At 59.9% G+C, this 18,593-nt stretch carries 19 protein-coding genes; 9 read left to right on the top strand and 10 right to left on the bottom strand.

Annotated features, from left to right (window positions below; translation table 11 throughout):
• Positions 1 to 40: 40 nt before the first annotated feature.
• Positions 41 to 895, bottom strand: coding sequence for a hypothetical protein (locus LOZ77_RS05110; protein WP_230281110.1), 855 nt, complete (start codon positions 893 to 895; stop codon positions 41 to 43).
• A 196-nt stretch (positions 896 to 1,091) separates the two neighbouring features.
• On the opposite strand from LOZ77_RS05110, the gene LOZ77_RS05115 reads away from it, so the two are divergent.
• Positions 1,092 to 1,685: a YidH family protein gene (locus LOZ77_RS05115; RefSeq protein ID WP_230281111.1), complete on the top strand. Its 594-nt coding sequence runs from the start codon at positions 1,092 to 1,094 to the stop codon at positions 1,683 to 1,685.
• Here the strand turns inward: LOZ77_RS05115 and LOZ77_RS05120 are convergent.
• Positions 1,674 to 2,042 (bottom strand): DUF1622 domain-containing protein, encoded by a 369-nt coding sequence (locus LOZ77_RS05120; protein ID WP_230281112.1) that lies wholly within the window; start codon positions 2,040 to 2,042, stop codon positions 1,674 to 1,676. The genes LOZ77_RS05115 and LOZ77_RS05120 overlap by 12 nt on opposite strands.
• A gap of 118 nt (positions 2,043 to 2,160) precedes the next feature.
• Entirely contained in the window at positions 2,161 to 3,321 is a 1,161-nt protein-coding gene (locus LOZ77_RS05125) for a BamA/TamA family outer membrane protein (protein WP_230281113.1), read from the bottom strand.
• A 186-nt stretch (positions 3,322 to 3,507) separates the two neighbouring features.
• Here LOZ77_RS05125 and LOZ77_RS05130 point away from each other — a divergent pair, with 186 nt between their 5' ends.
• From LOZ77_RS05130 to LOZ77_RS05140, 3 genes are all read left to right on the top strand, one after another.
• The gene (locus tag LOZ77_RS05130) at positions 3,508 to 4,542 is read left to right on the top strand and encodes a porin family protein (protein WP_230281114.1); all 1,035 of its coding nucleotides are present in this window, start codon (positions 3,508 to 3,510) and stop codon (positions 4,540 to 4,542) included.
• Positions 4,543 to 4,669: 127 nt separating this feature from the next.
• The gene (locus LOZ77_RS05135; RefSeq protein WP_230281115.1) at positions 4,670 to 5,647 is read left to right on the top strand and encodes a formylglycine-generating enzyme family protein; all 978 of its coding nucleotides are present in this window, start codon (positions 4,670 to 4,672) and stop codon (positions 5,645 to 5,647) included.
• 286 nt (positions 5,648 to 5,933) lie between these two features.
• Entirely contained in the window at positions 5,934 to 6,716 is a 783-nt protein-coding gene (locus LOZ77_RS05140; protein WP_230281116.1) for a sensor histidine kinase, read from the top strand.
• Here the strand turns inward: LOZ77_RS05140 and LOZ77_RS05145 are convergent.
• The 3 genes from LOZ77_RS05145 to istA all read right to left on the bottom strand — a co-directional run bounded on the left by LOZ77_RS05145 (position 6,703) and on the right by istA (position 10,419).
• Complete coding sequence (locus LOZ77_RS05145) at positions 6,703 to 7,353, bottom strand: response regulator transcription factor (protein WP_230281117.1); 651 nt, start codon at positions 7,351 to 7,353, stop codon at positions 6,703 to 6,705. The two genes, LOZ77_RS05140 and LOZ77_RS05145, sit on opposite strands and share 14 nt — an antisense overlap.
• A gap of 811 nt (positions 7,354 to 8,164) precedes the next feature.
• A complete protein-coding gene (gene istB, locus LOZ77_RS05150) occupies positions 8,165 to 8,932 on the bottom strand; it encodes an IS21-like element helper ATPase IstB (protein WP_048578302.1) in 768 nt (255 codons plus the stop codon).
• Complete coding sequence (gene istA, locus LOZ77_RS05155; protein ID WP_081261070.1) at positions 8,929 to 10,419, bottom strand: IS21 family transposase; 1,491 nt, start codon at positions 10,417 to 10,419, stop codon at positions 8,929 to 8,931. Before istA ends, istB begins: the two co-directional genes overlap by 4 nt.
• A 231-nt stretch (positions 10,420 to 10,650) precedes the next feature.
• Here istA and LOZ77_RS05160 point away from each other — a divergent pair, with 231 nt between their 5' ends.
• Entirely contained in the window at positions 10,651 to 10,980 is a 330-nt protein-coding gene (locus LOZ77_RS05160) for a cytochrome c (protein ID WP_230281118.1), read from the top strand.
• Positions 10,981 to 10,995: 15 nt separating this feature from the next.
• On the opposite strand, the gene LOZ77_RS05165 is transcribed toward LOZ77_RS05160, so the two are convergent.
• Positions 10,996 to 12,486: a DASS family sodium-coupled anion symporter gene (locus LOZ77_RS05165; RefSeq protein WP_230281119.1), complete on the bottom strand. Its 1,491-nt coding sequence runs from the start codon at positions 12,484 to 12,486 to the stop codon at positions 10,996 to 10,998.
• A 154-nt stretch (positions 12,487 to 12,640) separates the two neighbouring features.
• On the opposite strand from LOZ77_RS05165, the gene LOZ77_RS05170 reads away from it, so the two are divergent.
• Positions 12,641 to 13,009, top strand: coding sequence for a PilZ domain-containing protein (locus tag LOZ77_RS05170; RefSeq protein WP_230281120.1), 369 nt, complete (start codon positions 12,641 to 12,643; stop codon positions 13,007 to 13,009).
• A 30-nt stretch (positions 13,010 to 13,039) separates the two neighbouring features.
• Here LOZ77_RS05170 and LOZ77_RS05175 read toward each other — a convergent pair whose 3' ends face one another.
• The gene (locus LOZ77_RS05175; protein ID WP_230281121.1) at positions 13,040 to 13,312 is read right to left on the bottom strand and encodes a metal-sensitive transcriptional regulator; all 273 of its coding nucleotides are present in this window, start codon (positions 13,310 to 13,312) and stop codon (positions 13,040 to 13,042) included.
• A gap of 105 nt (positions 13,313 to 13,417) precedes the next feature.
• Here LOZ77_RS05175 and LOZ77_RS05180 point away from each other — a divergent pair, with 105 nt between their 5' ends.
• Entirely contained in the window at positions 13,418 to 15,091 is a 1,674-nt protein-coding gene (locus LOZ77_RS05180) for a multicopper oxidase domain-containing protein (RefSeq protein WP_370638067.1), read from the top strand.
• Here LOZ77_RS05180 and LOZ77_RS05185 read toward each other — a convergent pair.
• A complete protein-coding gene (locus LOZ77_RS05185) occupies positions 15,052 to 15,414 on the bottom strand; it encodes a hypothetical protein (protein WP_230281122.1) in 363 nt (120 codons plus the stop codon). The two genes, LOZ77_RS05180 and LOZ77_RS05185, sit on opposite strands and share 40 nt — an antisense overlap.
• On the opposite strand from LOZ77_RS05185, the gene LOZ77_RS05190 reads away from it, so the two are divergent.
• Positions 15,398 to 16,063 (top strand): copper resistance protein B, encoded by a 666-nt coding sequence (locus LOZ77_RS05190; RefSeq protein WP_230281123.1) that lies wholly within the window; start codon positions 15,398 to 15,400, stop codon positions 16,061 to 16,063. The two genes, LOZ77_RS05185 and LOZ77_RS05190, sit on opposite strands and share 17 nt — an antisense overlap.
• A gap of 4 nt (positions 16,064 to 16,067) precedes the next feature.
• On the opposite strand, the gene LOZ77_RS05195 is transcribed toward LOZ77_RS05190, so the two are convergent.
• The gene (locus LOZ77_RS05195) at positions 16,068 to 16,535 is read right to left on the bottom strand and encodes a MarR family winged helix-turn-helix transcriptional regulator (RefSeq protein ID WP_230281124.1); all 468 of its coding nucleotides are present in this window, start codon (positions 16,533 to 16,535) and stop codon (positions 16,068 to 16,070) included.
• Positions 16,536 to 17,550: 1,015 nt separating this feature from the next.
• On the opposite strand from LOZ77_RS05195, the gene LOZ77_RS05200 reads away from it, so the two are divergent.
• Complete coding sequence (locus LOZ77_RS05200) at positions 17,551 to 18,582, top strand: glycosyltransferase family 2 protein (protein ID WP_230281125.1); 1,032 nt, start codon at positions 17,551 to 17,553, stop codon at positions 18,580 to 18,582.
• The last annotated feature ends 11 nt before the right edge of the window (positions 18,583 to 18,593 follow it).

Consider the following 18,593-nt stretch of genomic DNA (forward strand, 5'->3'; position numbering starts at 1 on the left):
AGGCACCGCTGCCGACCCGCCTATCCGCGATTGAGTGCCCCTATTTCGGGAACAGCAGCGTGGCGACGAAGCGCGTCCCCCATTCGGCCCCGCCCGACGGGCTTTCGGCATAGTAACGCCCGCCGACCGCAAGGCTGACGGGCTGCTTGCCAAAGCGCACCACATGGCTGACGGTCGCGTTGATCGGCACGTTCCACGTCTTGCGTTCCCAATCGCGCGTGGCTTCGACATTCAGGCCGAAACTGGTCGTATCGGGCAGCGTCTTGGTGATGAACGGCTGGATAAAGGTGGCGCTGACATCCGATGCGGCATCCTTGCCTGCAAAGGACCAGATGTGGTTGGCAAGCAGGCCATAGGTCATCCCCCCGCCCTGCTTCAGCACGACAACCGTAGGGCCCGCGCCCCATTTCTCGGCCGAGAAGCTGGATTTGCCGGTGGGATACAGGAAAACCGGACCGACACCCCAGACCAGACCGTTCCTAGCCTCTTTGGGGGACAGGAAAAAGCTTTGCACCACATCGCCAAGGCCGGTGTCGCCGCCTGCGCCCTGCACCGTTTCGCTGGCGCTGATGACGGGCAGGATGGTGCGGGTGATCAGGTTCCAGTCCTCTCCGACCGAAACGGGGATGACGGGCTGGATGTTCAGCGTGAAACGGTCACCGTCGTCGGGGCCATAACAGCAATCGTAATTGGCCTGAAACGGGACCGAGATCAGATCGGCAACCGGATTGGCAAGCTGTTCGGCGAGATTGGGGCCGGCCGCTGCGGGAGCCTCTGCAATATCGGCGTCGCCTGCGACCACGGTGCCCTCTCCCACCGCCGTATCCTGTGCCCAAGCCGTAACCGGCATCATGGCCGCGACCACGCCGGGCAAGAGCATTTTCGTTAACGTCATCGACCTGACCCCTCATGATTTGCGACGCATTATCGCGCTGCACTGCAACGCCGCGCCATCGGGACTTTCCCTAGGGGTCGCGCCCCATGACCCGACGCTCCGTAATTTCCGCAGGGGTGATCGGGGGTTGGCCCTATTGCCGGACCCCGTATGCACGGCGCTAATGGCGCGTATGTGCAGTATGGAGTAGCTTTGCATGAGTGAGCCCACCCCGCCGGTACCCCGTTCGGTCAGCGATCCGGTTCCCGATCTTCCCGTGATTGCAGAGGATCAGAAGGGCGAAGCCTCGACGATTTATTCGCATTACCGCAGCGGCCTCTCGCGTCACCGGACGCAGATGTCGGACCACCGGACCGATTTGTCGGAAAACCGGACCGAGATGTCGATGCGCCGCACCGGCATGTCGATCCACCGGACCCGCATGTCGGCGGACCGGACCATGATGTCGGAAATCCGCACCGCCCTGTCGCTGATCGGCTTCGGCTTTACCTTGTACGAGGCATTTCGCAGCCTCGACAAAAGCGGCATGCTGGAAAACAGCCCCTCGCCCCGCAATTTCGGATTGATCCTGATCCTGCTGGGCGTCGCGATCCTGCTGGGCGGCATCTGGCGGCATGTCCAGTTCGCACAGGAACTGCGGCGGACACGCAAGACAATGATGGCCGAGGGGCTGGTACACGGCGAAAGCACCTATCCCATTTCAATCAGCCTGGTCGTTTCCATCGGGCTGATGCTGGTGGGCATGGCGGCCGCCGCCAATATCATCTTCGGGATCAGCCTATTCGGCTGATCCTTCCTCCGCGCCTTCCTTTTCCGGCTTCAATTCCTCGATATCGCGTTCGAGGAAGAAGCTGAGGAAGGTGCGGATCGCCGCAATGGCGGCCAGCTTGCCCACATCGTCCCATGTCGGCGCGATGGCCGTGCGGATGATGTCGGCCCCCAGCGCGAATTCCAGCGCAAGGATGATCCACTGGGCAAAGCGCATCCAGATCATCCGGCGCGTCTGATGACTGAATGTGGCAAAACCGCCCTTGATCAGGTTGAACACAGCCTCGAGCGCGCCATACATCACCAGCAAGGCGACGATCGCTTCAAGGATCAGGGCCGAGAACGACGCCAGTTCGGTAAGCATTTCTTCCATAAGCATTTCGATACCCCTTGCGCGAACTCTGCGCCATCATCCGGACGGCAAATGATAGATCGCGCATGCGACAGGCGAATCGGGATTTACCCCGATTGTCGGTGGCCGCTTCCCCGTTTCGCGATCAGAATGCTTCGCCAATACCAAGGTAAAACGCAGGTCCATCCTGTCCGAACGCCAGATCGGCGCGCAGATTGGCCTTGTTCCGGTCGGACATGCCATAGCGCATGCCGAAACCGGCGGAAGACAGCACATGGCTGTGTTTCCAGATGTCGCCGCTGCTGTCGGCTATGCCGCCGGCCCCGACAAAGGCCACGCCGCCCAGCCTGCCCGACAGATGCTGCCGCAGTTCCAGATGCAGCGCCCAGTTGGCCCCGTCGCGATATCGCCCGATTTCGTAGCCGCGCAGGTCGCCATGTTCGCCGAACAGGCACAAATCATAGAACGGCGCGTCGCCGCTGATTGCGCAGGCCGTCTTGCGCACGGCCAGCACCGATCCTTCGTCCAGGGTGAAGTAGGCGGTCGACAGGATTTCCAACTTGCGATGGCTGTAATCGCTGCCCAGCCCTTTCAGCCCGAACATCCAGTTGCCGGTGACATCCACCCCCTTGGCCGGCGCAAAGGGATCGTCGCGAGTCTGGAATGCAAAGGCCAGCCCTGCCGAAACGATATCGCTGTCTGAATTGCCGATCAGGGGCTGCGGCAAGGGGCTAGCCATATCGCGGGGCGAGTTCCGCGAATTGAGATAGCGCAGACGCGGTCCGGCATGGACATGCGACAGCAGGCCGTGGTCGAAAAAGCGCATCTGCGCATCTGCCGTCGCGCTGAAATCCTTGCTGCGCAGGGCCACAGGCTGGCGGCCGTCCCCCTCGTCCGCGCCGATACCGTAATAATCGATCCGCGCATCGGCATAGCCTGCTTTTGCGGTCAGGCGCAGCCGGTCGTCGCCCAGCGACATGCGATGCGACAGGCCGATGGCCCATGAATTGCTGCTGGTATAAACTGCTCCCAGATCGGTGACCCACGGGCGCGGCCCGGTTTCGGGGCCACTGTTCAAGGAAACGATTGCGCCGCCGCCCGTCCCGAACGCCGGATCGGAAAATGGCAGCGATGCGATGTCGACCCCGTTGTCAGCCTCGCCATCATGGGCAGGCAAAGGTTCCAGAAACTCGCCCTGTCGCTCGATCTCGTGCAGAAGCGGGGCCGATTGGGCATGGGCGCCAGCCCCGTAACTGGCGATCCCGATCGTGCATGCGTGGAACAATATGTCGGGACGCCAGCGCATCGACCGCCTTTCGCCAATTCTCATGCGCTAGCCTATGGACAGCTGGTAAGCAGACGATATCGGGGCTTTCCCTGAGAGCTTTGCGGAGCGCCATGGACCGGCCCGTCAGATGTTCATTCCGCCTTTTGCGGCGCGGGCGGGCTAATACCGATACGCACGTTGTCCTTGGGCTGGCATGGAGCCGACATGACGATGCGCGCCATTTTCGCTCTTTCCTGTGCCTGCCTTGCCCTGATGCCGCATATGGCGCGCGCACAGGCCGGACCATTGGACGGTGGTGACACCGGTGCATGCTCCGAAAACGCCAGCGAAACCGGCCCGCAAGCACCTTGCCCGCCCGCTGCGACGGAGGCTGTGGAACCGGAGGTTGTCGATGGGGACGATCTGCGTCCCAACAACCGCTTTTTTCCCATTGGCGGACGGCGCGCGATCGAACGTGGCTATCGCATTCCCGAACCTTGGGGCATCGGCGCGATGTATGTGAAAAACCATACGAATTTCAATTCGCAGGACTTGTCCGTCGCGGTCAGCAAGGGCACCGCCCCGCCCGAGGATGTGCCGCTGATCCCCCTCCCCTCTGTCACGACGCGGCGGATCGAATCCGATACGGAAATGGCGGGGTTCAAGGCCGATCTGTGGCTGTTCCCGCCCGTCAATGTGTTCATCGCCATCGGCAAGGTGAAAGGCGTCAACGAGATCGACGTCGATGTCGATCTGGACGAGCTGGTCCCCGCCCCTTTCTGCCGGCCGGCCAAGCCGTGCGGCACAATCAACCTGCCGTTCGAGGCAGAGGTCGATAATGCCACCATCACATTGGGCACCATCCTCGTCTATGGCAGCGAGGACTGGTTCATATCGGGCTCGGCAGCCAAGACATTGTCGGTCTCGTCCAAAGAGCGTTCGGATGTCGAATCGACCAATTTCGCCTTTCGCGGCGGTCCGCGATTTCAGGTGGGGGAGGACAGCTATGTCACCCCCTATATGGGCGCGAATTATTTCGACCTGCAAACGCGCGTGCGCGGCGTAGTGTCGACCGGACCTTTTTTCGAAGACGGCGATCCGGTCAATCTGCGCTATGACGTGGAGCTTGAAGCCAGCCACCCATGGGCCCTGCTTGTCGGCATGAATGTCGAACTGACCCGTCACATCAACCTGCAAGGCGAAGTTCAGGCGGGCGAGCGTTCCACCCGCGGGCTGACCACGGTATCATTGCGTTTCTAGGTGTTTACCCGCAGCATTGATTGCGGACATTACTGATGGAAGATGGCGTCCGTTGGGCCGAGAGTGCCCGCCGCGCCAGATTTGAATGACCGGCCCGATTTCCGGCAAATGCTCAGGAGCTTTCCCTATGGCCCAAACGGCCGCCAATTCCGCACCGCAACCGCAAGCGCTGACCGATGGAATGATCTATCTGGAAGGCGGAAGCTTTTGGATGGGCTCGGACGACCATTACCAAGAGGAAAAGCCTGCCCACAAGGTTAAGGTCGACCCGTTCTGGATCGATCCCACCCCAGTCACGACGCGCGATTTCGCTGCTTTTGTCGAGGCGACCGGACATATCACCACCGCCGAAGTCGCGCCCGATCCGGCCGATTATCCGGGGGCACTGCCCGAAATGCTCTACGCCGCATCGCTGGTCTTCCAACCTCCGGGCCGTCCGGTATCGCTGCACGATTTCTCGCAATGGTGGGATTACCGCGCCGATGCCAACTGGCGCCAGCCACTGGGTTCCGGCACATCGGTCGAGGGGCTGGAGGATCATCCGGTTACCCATGTCTCGTTCTTCGATGTGCAGGCCTATGCCCAATGGGCGGGCAAGGAATTGCCGACCGAGGCTGAATGGGAATTCGCAGCACGCGGCGGTCTGGACCGGACCGAGTATGCGTGGGGCGAGGAACTGATGCCGGGCGGCAAAGCCATGGCCAACACATGGCAGGGCGCGTTTCCGAACGAAAATACGCTGGACGATGGTTTTATGCGCACATCGCCGGTCCGTAACTATGACGCCAACGGTTATGGTATTTTCGACATGATCGGCAATGTGTGGGAATGGACGGGCGATTATTTCGCCGCGGGCCATTCGGTCACCAAGGGTAGTTCCTGCTGCGGTCCGCGCAATCCGCGAGGCGCTGCGCTGGAGGAAAGCTATGACCCGGCCATGCCCGAAGTGCGCATCGCACGGCGCGTTCTGAAAGGCGGATCGCATCTGTGCGCGCCCAATTACTGCCGCCGTTACCGCCCCGCCGCACGCCATGCCCAGCCGGAGGATACATCAACCAGCCATGTCGGTTTCCGCCTGATCGTGCGTGCGCCAACGGCAGAGTGAATCACATGCTGGTAACCGGTGGCATAAAATTCTTAACGCGCAACTCTATTTTGTTTGACAAAGCGACCCACATAGCGGAACCTATCGATCCATCCCCCTATATTATTTAATATTTCTGGAGGTCTGCCAGATTATCGACTGCGTTAACTAGTCTTAAAATAGACATGTTTGCGGCTTAGCAATGGAACACCTCGTTGTTCGGGAATTGGCAGAGTGTTCGGGTAAAAACTCCCGCCTCGCAGGAATTCCGAAGAGGGAAATGCATGAACGCTTCGGGGGAACACACATGCGTTCGAATAATACGGGCTTCGCAACCGGCAACGGCTTGCGATTCAGGACGAGCGGGAAAGTAGACGACGGAACGGCAGAGGATGCCCGTCTGCGCCTTTTGGAAGCGCGCGAAGACGAGCGTCGACAGATCGCCCGCGACTTGCACGATGTAACCGCCCAGCTTTTGCTGGAGTTGGAATTCGCGCTCAACACGATCGACAGCGATGACGAGCCGCTGAAGAACCGCGCACGGGTCAGTGCGCATGATGCGATTTCGCGGCTTCAGTCGCAGGTTCGCTGCGTCAGCTATTTGCTGCATCCCCCCGAACTGGCGCGCTATGGTCTCGAGCAGACCCTCGAAACGCTCGCCCTGAGGATGGGCGAGCGCTGCGGGATCGACATCCGCTTTCGATCGCGCGGCTATCGCACCGATATTCCCGACGAAACGCAGATGACCATGCTGCGGATCGCGCAGGAAGCATTGATGAACATCTTCAAACACAGCCAGTCGAAACGGGCGGAATTCCACCTGTATTGCAATCCGCAATGGATGTGCATGCGGATCCGCGATTTCGGCATCGGCTACCGCGCGCGCAATGCGATCGAGTGTGGCAAGGGCGTCGGCCTGAACAGTATGCGCGAACGGATGGAGGCTTTGGGCGGCACGCTCAATATTCGCGCGCTCGACGGGGGAACCGTTGTCACTGCCGTTACGCGGGTTGCGAAAACCAAGGCAAAAGAACTGCTTTCGCCCTCAAACACTCATGCAATGACGGAGCGTTTGATCAGGGTTCAATGATATGGTTGCGCACGGCGTAGCGGACGAGGTCGGCTGAACTTTTGAGGTCCAGTTTGTGCATCGCCGCTGCGCGGTGGGTTTCGACCGTCTTGATCGACAGGTCGAGAATGGCGGCGATTTCCTTGTTGAGCCGTCCCTCAGCGATCAGCTGAACAATCTCACGCTCGCGCGGGGTCAGCGCGGTGACGGTTGAATCCCGCGATGCCATTTCGATAAATCGGTCGAGCAGGGTCTGCGAGACATTGCCCGAGAAATAGGGGCGCTTTACCGCCAGTGCCTCTACTGCCGAGACGAGATGCTTGCTGGCATCCGATTTCAACAGATAGCCGCGCGCGCCCGCCATCAGGACTTCGGCCAGAATATCCTCACGATCATGCATGGTGAAGATCAGGATCTCCGTTCTCGGAAGCTCCTTTTTGATCGCGCGGGTCAGTTCCAGCCCGTTCATCATCGGCAGCGAATAATCCAGCACTGCGATATCGGGCTGTAACGAGCGGATCAGCTCCAGCGCGTCGCGACCGTTCGACGCTTCCCCAACGACACGCCAGTCCGGATGGACCGACAACGCCGAGCGCACGCCAAGCCGTATCGTTTCGTGATCGTCGGCCAGTACGATCCGTCTGATTGGACTGCTCATCACCGCATCCCCCAAGTCAGCCAGTCGAAGTTTGCGACAGAAAACATGCCCCCCATCATCCAATATGCGGCATGATCGGCACATCAGGGTTTACCCTGAGAGTTTCGATGGCCCGCCCCGATATATTGTTTCCGATCATGATCGCTGTCCAGCCGGTTAATCTTGGCGGTCCGCAATTGACCGTAAACCGCCGCATCTCAGGGCAAATCCCATAGTTTCTGGGCGCAATTCCCCATATCACCGGACTGTCACGCCTGACATTGGAGCCGGGGGTCGGAAGGATCGAAGCCACATACCAGAGCTTTCCGGCCCAAACCCGATCCATCGTCAACGCGGAACCGACAGGCCGGTCGCCATGGGCGTGAAGGCCCCCGCTTCCGGGCTAGGACGGGCGGGATCAGGAAGCGGGGGCAAACGAGACCGGACCGGCATCCGCCATATCCGATCGCGTTCAGCTTTGGCGCCCCAGCGCCGGACAGGCATCGTCCGACTGGGGTGCAATTACCATGGCGGGAAATCGGCGTTTCCCATCTGGACGATGCATCGTCCGACCGTGGCTGCATTGTACGATTCCCGGCCTGCCGCCCCAATCGGGGATTCCCCTTGGCTGAAGCGGAGCGCCCCCGAAGTCGCACGATGAAAACAGGCAGGGAAGTATAGGAAATCACCCTTGCCGCTTGCTGACTGTCAACGGCGGCGTAAAAGTCGTCCATTGGGCGGAGCAAAACCAGGCCACTTGATCCGGGTGTTGGCGAGCGCCGGGAGGGCGTAGCCCGAGCGGGGGTCGCCAACACCCGGATTGCCGTTTCTGTCAGGGGTTGGGACGTGCTTTGCGTGCCTGGCTCTGGGCCAGGCGATAGCTCTCGCCGTTCATCTCGAGGATGCTGACGTGGTGGGTGAGCCGGTCGAGGAGCGCGCCTGTCAGGCGCTCGGAACCGAACGTCTCGGTCCATTCGTCGAACGGCAGGTTGCTGGTGATCAGCGTCGAGCCGCGTTCGTAGCGCTGTGAGATCAGCTCGAACAGCAGTTCCGCGCCGGTTTTGGAGAGGGGCACGAACCCCAGCTCATCGATGATGAGAAGCTTATAGCCGGTCATCTGCTTGTGTAAGCGCAGTAGGCGGCGTTCGTCGCGTGCCTCCATCATCTCGCTGACCAGCGCGGAAGCAGTGATGAACCCGACCGTCAGGCCCTTCTGGCAGGCCGCCAGGCCAAGACCGATCGCGACATGGGTCTTGCCGGTCCCCGACGGGCCAAGGGCGATGACGTTCTCGCGACGGGTAATCCAGTCACAACGCGCCAGTTCGAGCACCTGCATCTTGTTGAGCTTCGGAATGGCGGCAAAGTCGAAGCTGTCGAGGCTCTTGGCGGCCGGGAACCGCGCGGCCTTGATCCGGCGCTCGACCATCCGGCGTTCCCGGTCGATCAGTTCCAGTTCGACAAGCCGAGCAAGGTAGCGGACATGATCTACGCCCTCTGCTGCGCATTGCCGGGCCAGCTTGTCATGCTCGCGCAGGAAGGTTGGCAGCTTGAGCGTCTTGAGGTGGCTGGCGAGCAGCAGTTCGGGAGCTTGGCTGCTCATGCCGCTGCTCCGCCGGTCAACAGCCGCATGTACGAGCGCGCCGATGTTGTCTCCACTCTGGCCCTGGGCAGGTAGGGATAGATCGCCATGTCCAGTCGGGGCGGGCGGCGCTCCACCCGGCATAACAGGAGATGCTTCACCGCATCGAAGCCGATCGCGCCCATATCAAGGGCCTGCTTCACCGCGCCATGCAGATCGGCCAGAGCGAAGCTCTCCAGCAGGCGCAGTACCTGCACATATTCGCGCCGGCCATGCTTGCCCATGCGCGTCTCCATCAGCCGGCGCAGCGTTGTAAATACCTCGGGCAGGTCCCAGCCCTGCAATGGTGCGGCCTGATCGAGGGCATTGATCTTCTGTTCGATCAGGGGAAGGTAATGGATCGGATCGAAGATCACATCCTCGCGCTCGTAGCTGCGCACATGGCGGGCAATGATCTCGCCCCGGCAACCGATCACCACCTCGTCGACATAGCCCCTGATCCACACCTCCTGGTGGCCGAAGCGCACCGGCACCGAGTAATCGTTGGTCCGGTAACGCACCAGCGCCTGCGATGAGACCTGGCCGCTGGTCTGGTCACAGGCCTCGAAGGGGGAAGCCGGCAGTTCCTGCATCGCCGCCAGATCGCGCCGCAGCCTCTCGCCAATCGTCTCACTCTCGCCCCGCAGCCGGTCGTTCTGCCGTTTGCGGCATTGCTCCTCGAGCCACAGGTTGAACGCCTCCCATGTCGGGAACCGGGGGATCGGCACCATGAAGTTGCGCCGGCAATAGCCGACAAGGCCTTCAACGCCGCCCTTATCGTTACCCTTGCCGGGGCGGCCGTAACGATCACGGATCAGGTAGTGCGACAGGAAGGCGCTGAACAGCCTCGCGCGCAGCCGCGTCCCGTCAGGCAGGATCTTCGAGACCAGGCAGCGGTCGTTGTCGTAGACGATCGACAGCGGCACCGCGCCGAAGAACGCAAAGGCGTGGACATGGCCGTCCATCCAGGCCTCGGCAACGGCAGCCGGATAGGCGCGTACGTAGCAGGCGTCGCTGTGCGGCAGATCGAGCACGAAGAAGTGCGCCTTCTGCTCCACCCCGCCGATCTCGACCAGAGCTTCTCCAAAATCTGCCTGCCCATGGCCGGGTGCGTGTGCCAGCGGCACGAACATCTCCCGGCTGCGCTGATCCCGATCCCGGATGTAATCCTTGATGATCGTGTAGCCTCCGGTGAAGCCATGCTCTTCGCGAAGGCGATCGAACACACGCTTCGCCGTATGGCGCTGCTTGCGCGGGACCGACCGGTCCCCATCCAGCCAGCCGTCGATGATCGGTATGAACGCTTCCAGCTTCGGTCGCCGCACCGGGGCGCTGCGACGGTAACCGGGCGGCTCGGAATACGACAGCATCTTGCGGACCGTGTCGCGCGATATGTTGAAATGCTTCGCTGCCGCCCGGGCGCTCATGCCGCCCGCGCAGGCAAGACGAACCTTCAGGTAAAGTTCCACGGTGTAAATCCCTCATCCCTCCTCGCCAGCATCGCGAAAAGGGAAAAAGTGGACGACTTTTACGCCGCCCGCAGCAGCACTTCGCCGCCGCTACCGTGGTCTAATTTTGCACCGCCGTTCTCATGCTGACACAAAGGTAATTTGAACGCTGCTACAGGGGAGGAAATCGACATGACTTCGACAGCGAAACGAACGCAGGCGGGAATTGTGTTTGCCATCTTGTGGGCCGGAATGACGACTGCCGCGTGTTCGCCGATAGCGGAAGCCGATGCCCGAACGGCTGATGATCCGGTTGCGCTGGGGCACGAGTTTGCAGTCACCCGGTGCGCATCGTGCCATGCCGTCGAATTGACCGGCCTTTCGCCCAATCCGCAATCACCGCGTTTCGAAGCGGTGGTGAACCGGCCAGGCGTCACGCAGGAAACGCTGGTTCCGTGGCTCGATAATTCGCATAATTTCCCGCAGGACATGAACTTCGAAATCGCGCCAGAGGATATCGACCACCTCGCCGCCTATATGATGACGCTGCAGCATGCCGATTTCCGCCCGATCCCGCAGTGATCGCCCCCGGTCTGGCTAAAAGCGGATGCCCATGGCCAGTCCGCCCAGCCAATAGCAGAACAGCGTGATCAGCAGCACGCCGACCAGGTTCAGCACGAAACCGCCGCGTGCCATCTCGGCGATCGAAACGCGGCCGGTGCTGAACACGATGGCATTGGGCGGAGTACCGACGGGCAGCATAAAGGCGCAGGTCGCCGCGAAAGCCGCCGGCACCAGCAATGACATCGGATCGGCATTCATACCCAGCGCCACCGCACCCAGAATGGGGATGAAGGTTGCCGCCGTTGCCGTATTGCTCGTCACTTCGGTCAGGAAAATGACCAGTGCGACAACCGCGGCAACCAGCAGCAAAGCGGGTAATGCGGCCAGTCCGGCGACCAGCGATCCCAGCCAGCCGTCCAGCCCCGTCGCCGCGACCCCCATCGCAAGGCTGAGCCCGCCGCCGAACAACAGCAACACGCCCCACGGCAGGCCTTCCTCCGCGTCCTTCCATGTCAGCACCATTTCCGAATTGCCCCGCGCGGGAAGGATGAACAGGGCCACTCCTGCTGCAATGGCAATCGCCGCGTCGTCCAGCGCGCTCATGCAGGCAGGCAGATCGACCAGCCCCGCCAGTATGCCCGGCGCAATCCACAGAAGTGCAGCGCAACAGAATACGCCCAGGACCATTTTCTCGCCCTGACTGACCGGGCCAAGGCTGGCATATTGATGGTCGATCATCGCCTTGCCGCCCGAGATTTCCCCAATGTCAAAGCGATAAAGCAGGCGCGTCATCAGGAACCAGCCGATCAGGATAAAGGCAAAGGCGGTCGGCACGCCGATCACCATCCAGTCGACGAATCCGATCCGGATGCCCAGTTCGGTCGCCGCGTAACCCGCTATAATCGCATTGGGCGGGCTGCCCAGTAATGTGCCCAGCCCGCCCATACTGGCCGACCATGCGATCGCCAGCATCATGCAAAGGCCGAAAAGGTGAATGCTGTCCGTGTCTTCAACGCTGTGGCCATTATCATCCGCGACCAGCGCGATAACCGATATGCCGATGGGCAACATCATCAGCGTGGTGGCGGTGTTCGATACCCACATCGACAGGAAACCGGTTGCCAGCATCATGCCAAGCACGATCTGGCGCGGGCGCGTGCCGACCAGACGCAAGGTAAGCAGCGCGACACGGCGGTGCAGGTTCCATTTTTCCAGCGCAATGGCGATCAGAAATCCGCCAAGGAAAAGAAAGACGATCGGACTGGCATAGGGGGCCGTAGCCTCGGCCACGGTCAGCGGAGTGAAAACGGGCAAAAGGACGATCGGTAAAAGCGCGGTCGCGGCCAGCGGAATGGCCTCTGTCATCCACCAAAGCGCCATCAATGTCGCAATAGCAGCCACAAAACGTGCATCTTCAGGCAAACCTTGCGCGCCCGAAAGGCCGATCCAGACGAGCAATGCGCACAGCGGACCCAATACGCGGACCGACCAGATAAACAGGTTCGTGCGCTCCTCCGCTGCCATGATCCGCCCCGCCTCGCCCTGTCCACTTCTTTCCTCCCCCCGGCGTTAGCGACATTCCCGGGCGCCCCGCAAGTGTGCTCGATTTCGCAGACGGGAACCTGTTCTTAACCCCAACTTGCTAGAATTGCGGAGCGAAACACTATGGGACCACAAGATGTCGCGCCGAGAGCACGAACGCCTCAACTCTGACCGGCCGGTCGAATGCCGTATCGATGGCCGTCATTTCATGGCGGTTCTTTACAATGTATCGATCTCGGGCTGCATGATCGAAGTGCCGCTGAACCGCGTCATCGATGGCGATCGCGTGCACCTGAAGGACGGGAATATCCGCATGTCGGGCGTCGTCGTCTGGCATGACGAACGCAATGCGGGCCTGCGTTTCGACCAGCCTTTGCACGAGGCGGTGGTACGCTTTCTCGGCTATGATCCTGCGAAGGGAGAGCCACTGATGCCGACCGACCGTTTCGGGCGCGCCTTGCCCCGCCTGCCGCGCAGCGATCGTTTCGTTTCGGACAATCGCTGATCGATCTGGCGCTGATCCACCCGCTAGGGCCTAGCGGCGTTGACGTTCCATCAGTTCCACCAGCTCGTTGAACTTGGCTTTTTGCTCTGTCGCGTCACCCGATGCGATAGCTTCGGCCACACAGCAGGCCGCGTGGTCCTTCAAAATCTCGCTCTCCGCCTTGGCAAGCGCGGAGCGGACGGCCTGAAGCTGCGTCAGTATATCGATGCAATAGCGATCCTCCTCGACCATGCGGGCAAGGCCTTGCACCTGACCGGCGATGCGGTTCAGCCGGTTGATCTTGCGCTTCTTTGCCTCGCCCATTGCACGCCCGCCAATTGCCTCTTGAGATACCCCTAAGGGGTATATAGATGAGGCGAGGAGGAGTAAAGCGTGAGCACATCGCCAACACCACCATCCCGCAAGGCAATCGCCAGCTTCGACCGGCGCACGGCGCTGCGCGGCGGTCTGACCGCCATCGGGGCCAGCACCCTCCCCTTGCCCGCATGGGGTGCGGGACAGGGCCTGCACAATGCGGCCAAAGGTTTCGGAACACTCTCGGGCGAGGTGATCGATCTTTCCATCGATCGCGCCCATTTCACAACGGGCGGACGCAGCGGCCATGCGGTGGCCGTGAATGGCACGATCCCCGGCCCGCTGATCCGGCTGCGCGAAGGGCAGGATGTGACGATCAATGTCGCCAACCGTCTGGACGAGGATAGCTCGATCCACTGGCACGGCATGCTCGTCCCCTTCCAGTTCGATGGTGTGCCCGGCGTCAGCTTCCCCGGCATCGGCCCGCGCGACAGCTTTACCTATCGCTTTCCAGTGCGGCAGGCGGGCACCTATTGGTGGCACAGCCATTCCGGATTGCAGGAACAGATTGGCCATTATGGCCCGCTTATCATCGACCCCGCGGCTGCGGATCCGCATGAATACGACCGCGAATTCGTATTGATCCTGTCCGAATTCACGCCGCATCACCCACATACGATCATGCGCAATCTGAAAGTGGGCGAGCATTATTACAACCGCCAGATGATGACGCTGAACGAAGGCGGCATGACTTTGGGGGATCGGTTGACATGGGGCCGCATGCGCATGAATCCGCGCGACATTTCGGATGTTACCGGCGCGGAATATGCCTATCTGATCAACGGCCACGGCCCGGCGGACGATCTGGAACTGCTTTTTCAGGCAGGAGAGCGCGTGCGCCTGCGCATCATCAACGGCAGCGCGATGACTTTCTTCAACATCCGGATCCCGGGCACCGAGATGACCGTCGTTCAGGCCGACGGGCAGGACGTCGCGCCCGTTGCAATTGACGAGTTCCAGATCGGCGTCGCGGAAACCTATGATGTGATCGTCAGTCCCAAGGCGGGCGCGCATGTCATCGTGGCAGAGGCGATCGACCGTTCGGGAATGGGCATCGCCAGCCTGACCAGCATGGCAGGCCACCGGACAGAGCCCCCTGCCCTGCGCGAACCGGTGACACTGACCATGGCTGACATGGGCATGATGGCGGAACACGCCGACATGGATCATTCGATGCGCGACAAATCTGCGGTCCCCGAAACGGTCAATGTCGGCGCGGGGGTCGATATGATCGCGCCCATGCCGATGGACCGGATGGATTTTCCCGGCCTCGGCCTCGACAAAACCGGTCACCGCGTGCTGCGCTATACCGATCTGAAAGCCTTGCGGCCCAATCCGGTCCGCCCGCCCGAGCGGCAGATGGAAATCCATCTGACCGGCAATATGGAACGCTATATGTGGTCCTTCGACGGGCAGAAGCTGAATGCCGTCAGCGACCATCCCATACGGTTCGCTTTCGACGAGCGGGTGCGCGTGAAGCTGGTCAACGATACGATGATGGCGCATCCGATCCATCTTCACGGCCATTTCTTCGAGCTGGTAAACGGCGCAGACGATGCGCATCAACCGCTGAAGCACACGCTTATCGTGCAACCGGGCGGCACGGCCACTTTCGACCTGACTGCGAACGAGCCGGGTGATTGGGCCTTTCACTGCCATTTACTGTATCACATGCATTCGGGAATGTTTCAGGTTGTCACCGTGCGTCCGCTGGATGGCGCGCGATGAAGCGCTTTCTTCTCCTGCTCGTTGCAGGCTTGCCCGCGCAAGCCATCGCGCAATCGCATGACATGCATGGCGATCATTCCGGTCACCAGATGTCGCCGGAATCCCAGCCTGATACCGTCGCGGAAGATCCGCCGGAGCATGATCACGCGCCGATGGACCATTCCCGGATAGACCATGCGGCGATGGGGCACGCCATGCGAGGCGACGCGGTGCAGTCCGAAACGCCAGCCCTGCCCAACCGCTACCCCGCCAGCAGCCTTTTCAGGGCCCGTGCGGGCCGCCGATACGATCTGGGGTTCAGATGCAATGCGCGACAGCCGCACCGAATTTTACCGCGAAAACGGCGGCATGCGCTTTGGCCAGTTTCTGGCAGAAAGGCTGGAAGCGCGTCTGGGCGATGAGGATGGCTATCTTTGGGATATTCAGGGCTTTTATGGCAGCGATCTCGACCGGCTGACAATTAAGTCGGAAGGCGAAAGCCCTTTCCAAGGCGACATAGAGGATGCCGAGATACAGGCTCTGTGGTCGCATGCCATCGGGCCGTGGTTCGATGTGCAGGCCGGTATAAAACAGGATCTGCAATCGGGCGGACGCACCCATGGTGTGCTTGGCGTGCAGGGACTTGCGCCCTATAATATCGAAACCGATGCCGCGCTCTTCCTGTCCGACAAGGGGGAACTGACGGCTCGGATCGAAGCTGAATACGACCAGAAGATCACGCAAGACCTGATCCTCCAGCCTCGGACGGAACTGGCGCTTTCTGCTCAGGACATTCCCGAACAGCAGCTTGGATCGGGAGTGACGGGGATAGAGGCGGGGCTGCGCTTGCGTTACCGGATCGCGCCTGAATTTGCGCCCTATATCGGGTATGATTTCAGTTGGAAATTCGGAGATACCAAGCGTTTCACCCATGCATCGGGAGGGGACGCGTCGACGGGCGCCTTGGTAATCGGCATCCGCACATGGTTCTAGGCGCCTAGTTCTCGCAAACGCGGCGCAGCATATCGAACAGCAATTCGCGCTCTTCCGGCGACAGGCCCTCCGCCATGCGGTTCTGCACATCGACGGCAATTGCCATGCATTGCCGCGTCAGTTCCCGCCCCTCATCGGTAAGGACCAGCGTGATGACCCGCTTGTCATCGCGCGAACGCGTGCGTTTCAACAAGCCGCGCTGCTCCAAGCGGTCAAGCGTATAGGTAATCGCCGCTCCGTTCTGGAACCGCAGCCGCGCCACTTCGCTGGGAGTAGAGGCGCGCCCGAAATAGATTGTCGTCATCACACCGAACTGGTGCGAGCTAAGTGCAAAGTCCGACAGGGCGGAATCGACTTCATCGGTGACTTTGTTGAAACTGCGGCGAAGGTTGAACGCAATCGACCGCTCGAAAAAATGCTCTTCGATCGGTCTATCTTCGGGCCTTTCGGCAGTTTTATCTTGTTGTTCCATGGCTTGGTGATCACGAAAACGAGTCACTCGTTTCAATTCTCTTCAAAATTTAAGAATTATTGGCGCGGGTTCAAGTCTGCGCACTTTGCCGATCATCGCACGAGATTTTCGTTCTGCGAAAATCCCATATGCGAGTGGCCTAACCCGAGTGTGCACCTCAACGCAACCGAAGAGGGGAATGAGACTTACGTTTCCCAAAAAAATGCTGAAATTTTCAATAGATAAGATCAAGTCAAAGAATCAAGAGTCCAATTTGCAGCATTTCCTGATCACGCCGTCATGCCCTGACAATTTGAAACCTCGAAGATGTTAGAAATCCCCCGGGAAAATACATCGTTCCAGAAGATTGGCACATTATAAAAAGCATACGCCTGCAGACACCGGGCTGTATAACCCGTTTGAGTGGGAAGTTCGCGTGGACCGAGCCTGATTATCACTTGCAGTATTCTCAAGTGACCGGGTACACATTGCGTTATGCGTAATTCGCACCGTTGCCATGGCAGAGCGTTTATCGGATCAGGCCCGGAAAATGACCCATCTATCTGACACCCAGTTTTACGCAATTCCGCGCGGCGGCCAGATAGTCCGGCAGTCGCACGTTTACGTGTGCATATTGCATTTCAATGTTGCAACCCACGTGCCACCATCGCCCTTGTGAGCCCCGATCCTGACGTTTCTTTAGACACAGGCCCGATAGCCGCCAGACCCTCCATGTCGGGGGAAATTTCAAGATTTGATGATGATTTTTCAGACTGATAGTTGCTGCAGTGCGATAAACGTTTGAAACCAACATGGATAAAACTGTATTAAGTCACTATAGCTTTAGCTGCTTTTATTGATTTGAGATGGCGCAAAGGGGGCAAGCGCGGTCTTGTTGCAAGGGCAGCATACTGATGCCGTTCGATTTTTCGATTGTCACGGAGGTCGCTTGACGTGGCTTTGAAACGCAAGAACTTCGCACCTCTCACCCTATCCCACCCTTCCATTGGGACGGTGAAATATATGCGGTTGCGCCATGGGTAATGCCGCCTTCGACTTTGCGACCGAAACACAATCGGCGCTGGTCGCAATCGTCATTCCGACCCTGAATGAAGAGGCATATATATGGGCAACGTTGGAATCGCTCGCCAATCAGTCGCTCGGATGCTGCAATGAAATCATCGTTGTCGACGGCGGCAGCAGTGACGCGACCTGTGATCTGGTCCGGTCATTTGCGCGTAAAGACGAAAGGGTCCGACTGATCCACAATGCCGATCGGTTGCAATCATCGGGCATCAACCTTGCTGTGGCAGAAATCGATCACGATACGCGCTATTTCATCAGAGCTGATGCGCATTCGTTATACCCCGAAGACTTCGTGGAAAATCTGCTCGGTGCGGCTGTTACATCAGGTGCACAAAGCGTGGTCACCCGGCTGAAAGCGGAAGGCCAGACCTGTTTTCAACGTGCAGTCGGCATGGTGTCGAACAGCGTCATCGGTACAGGTGGTGCCATTCATCGGGTCGGCGGCGATTCCCGCTTTGTCGATCATGGCCATCATGCTCTGTTCGACCGGCATTATTTCGCCACCATCGGCGGTTATGACGAAAGCTTTGCAACGAACGAAGATGCCGAGTTTGACGTGCGGCTGTGCGCGGCGGGTGGGAAAATCTGGTTCAGCAGCGATTCCACAATCACCTATTTACCCCGCGCTACGCCCAAGGCTTTGGCCACTCAGTATTTTGCCTATGGGGCAGGTCGGGCGCGCAATCTTATGAAGCATCGCAACGGGCTGCGGCTTCGCCAACTTCTGCCGCCCCTTACGGTTCTATCGGTGGGCTTGTGCATGGTGTTGTCACTATTCTCGCCGTGGTTTCTGGTCTTGCCGGTTCTTTACATGACTTGTGTCGTGGTCGCGACATTGCACATCTATCGCAAGCTACGCGCCCGTTGCGCGCTGGCCGGTGTGGTCGCAGCCCCTATCATGCATTTTTCATGGGGCGTCGGGTTTATCACGGCGTTCCTTTCCCCCCGACGGCAAGCTCGACGTAAAGCGCGTTCGCATTGAACGGACGTTTC

The organism is Croceicoccus sp. Ery15, from assembly GCF_020985305.1.
Lineage (GTDB): Bacteria > Pseudomonadota > Alphaproteobacteria > Sphingomonadales > Sphingomonadaceae > Croceicoccus.

What these genes read in the sequence shown, in the direction of transcription:
- LOZ77_RS05110 (WP_230281110.1), bottom strand. Translation starts at nt 895, where the DNA reads ATGACGTTAACGAAAATGCTCTTGCCCGGCGTGGTCGCGGCCATGATG.
- LOZ77_RS05115 (WP_230281111.1), top strand. Translation starts at nt 1,092, where the DNA reads ATGAGTGAGCCCACCCCGCCGGTACCCCGTTCGGTCAGCGATCCGGTT.
- LOZ77_RS05120 (WP_230281112.1), bottom strand. Translation starts at nt 2,042, where the DNA reads ATGCTTATGGAAGAAATGCTTACCGAACTGGCGTCGTTCTCGGCCCTG.
- LOZ77_RS05125 (WP_230281113.1), bottom strand. Translation starts at nt 3,321, where the DNA reads ATGCGCTGGCGTCCCGACATATTGTTCCACGCATGCACGATCGGGATC.
- LOZ77_RS05130 (WP_230281114.1), top strand. Translation starts at nt 3,508, where the DNA reads ATGACGATGCGCGCCATTTTCGCTCTTTCCTGTGCCTGCCTTGCCCTG.
- LOZ77_RS05135 (WP_230281115.1), top strand. Translation starts at nt 4,670, where the DNA reads ATGGCCCAAACGGCCGCCAATTCCGCACCGCAACCGCAAGCGCTGACC.
- LOZ77_RS05140 (WP_230281116.1), top strand. Translation starts at nt 5,934, where the DNA reads ATGCGTTCGAATAATACGGGCTTCGCAACCGGCAACGGCTTGCGATTC.
- LOZ77_RS05145 (WP_230281117.1), bottom strand. Translation starts at nt 7,353, where the DNA reads ATGAGCAGTCCAATCAGACGGATCGTACTGGCCGACGATCACGAAACG.
- istB (WP_048578302.1), bottom strand. Translation starts at nt 8,932, where the DNA reads ATGAGCAGCCAAGCTCCCGAACTGCTGCTCGCCAGCCACCTCAAGACG.
- LOZ77_RS05160 (WP_230281118.1), top strand. Translation starts at nt 10,651, where the DNA reads ATGACGACTGCCGCGTGTTCGCCGATAGCGGAAGCCGATGCCCGAACG.
- LOZ77_RS05165 (WP_230281119.1), bottom strand. Translation starts at nt 12,486, where the DNA reads ATGGCAGCGGAGGAGCGCACGAACCTGTTTATCTGGTCGGTCCGCGTA.
- LOZ77_RS05170 (WP_230281120.1), top strand. Translation starts at nt 12,641, where the DNA reads ATGTCGCGCCGAGAGCACGAACGCCTCAACTCTGACCGGCCGGTCGAA.
- LOZ77_RS05175 (WP_230281121.1), bottom strand. Translation starts at nt 13,312, where the DNA reads ATGGGCGAGGCAAAGAAGCGCAAGATCAACCGGCTGAACCGCATCGCC.
- LOZ77_RS05190 (WP_230281123.1), top strand. Translation starts at nt 15,398, where the DNA reads ATGCGCGACAGCCGCACCGAATTTTACCGCGAAAACGGCGGCATGCGC.
- LOZ77_RS05195 (WP_230281124.1), bottom strand. Translation starts at nt 16,535, where the DNA reads ATGGAACAACAAGATAAAACTGCCGAAAGGCCCGAAGATAGACCGATC.
- LOZ77_RS05200 (WP_230281125.1), top strand. Translation starts at nt 17,551, where the DNA reads ATGGGTAATGCCGCCTTCGACTTTGCGACCGAAACACAATCGGCGCTG.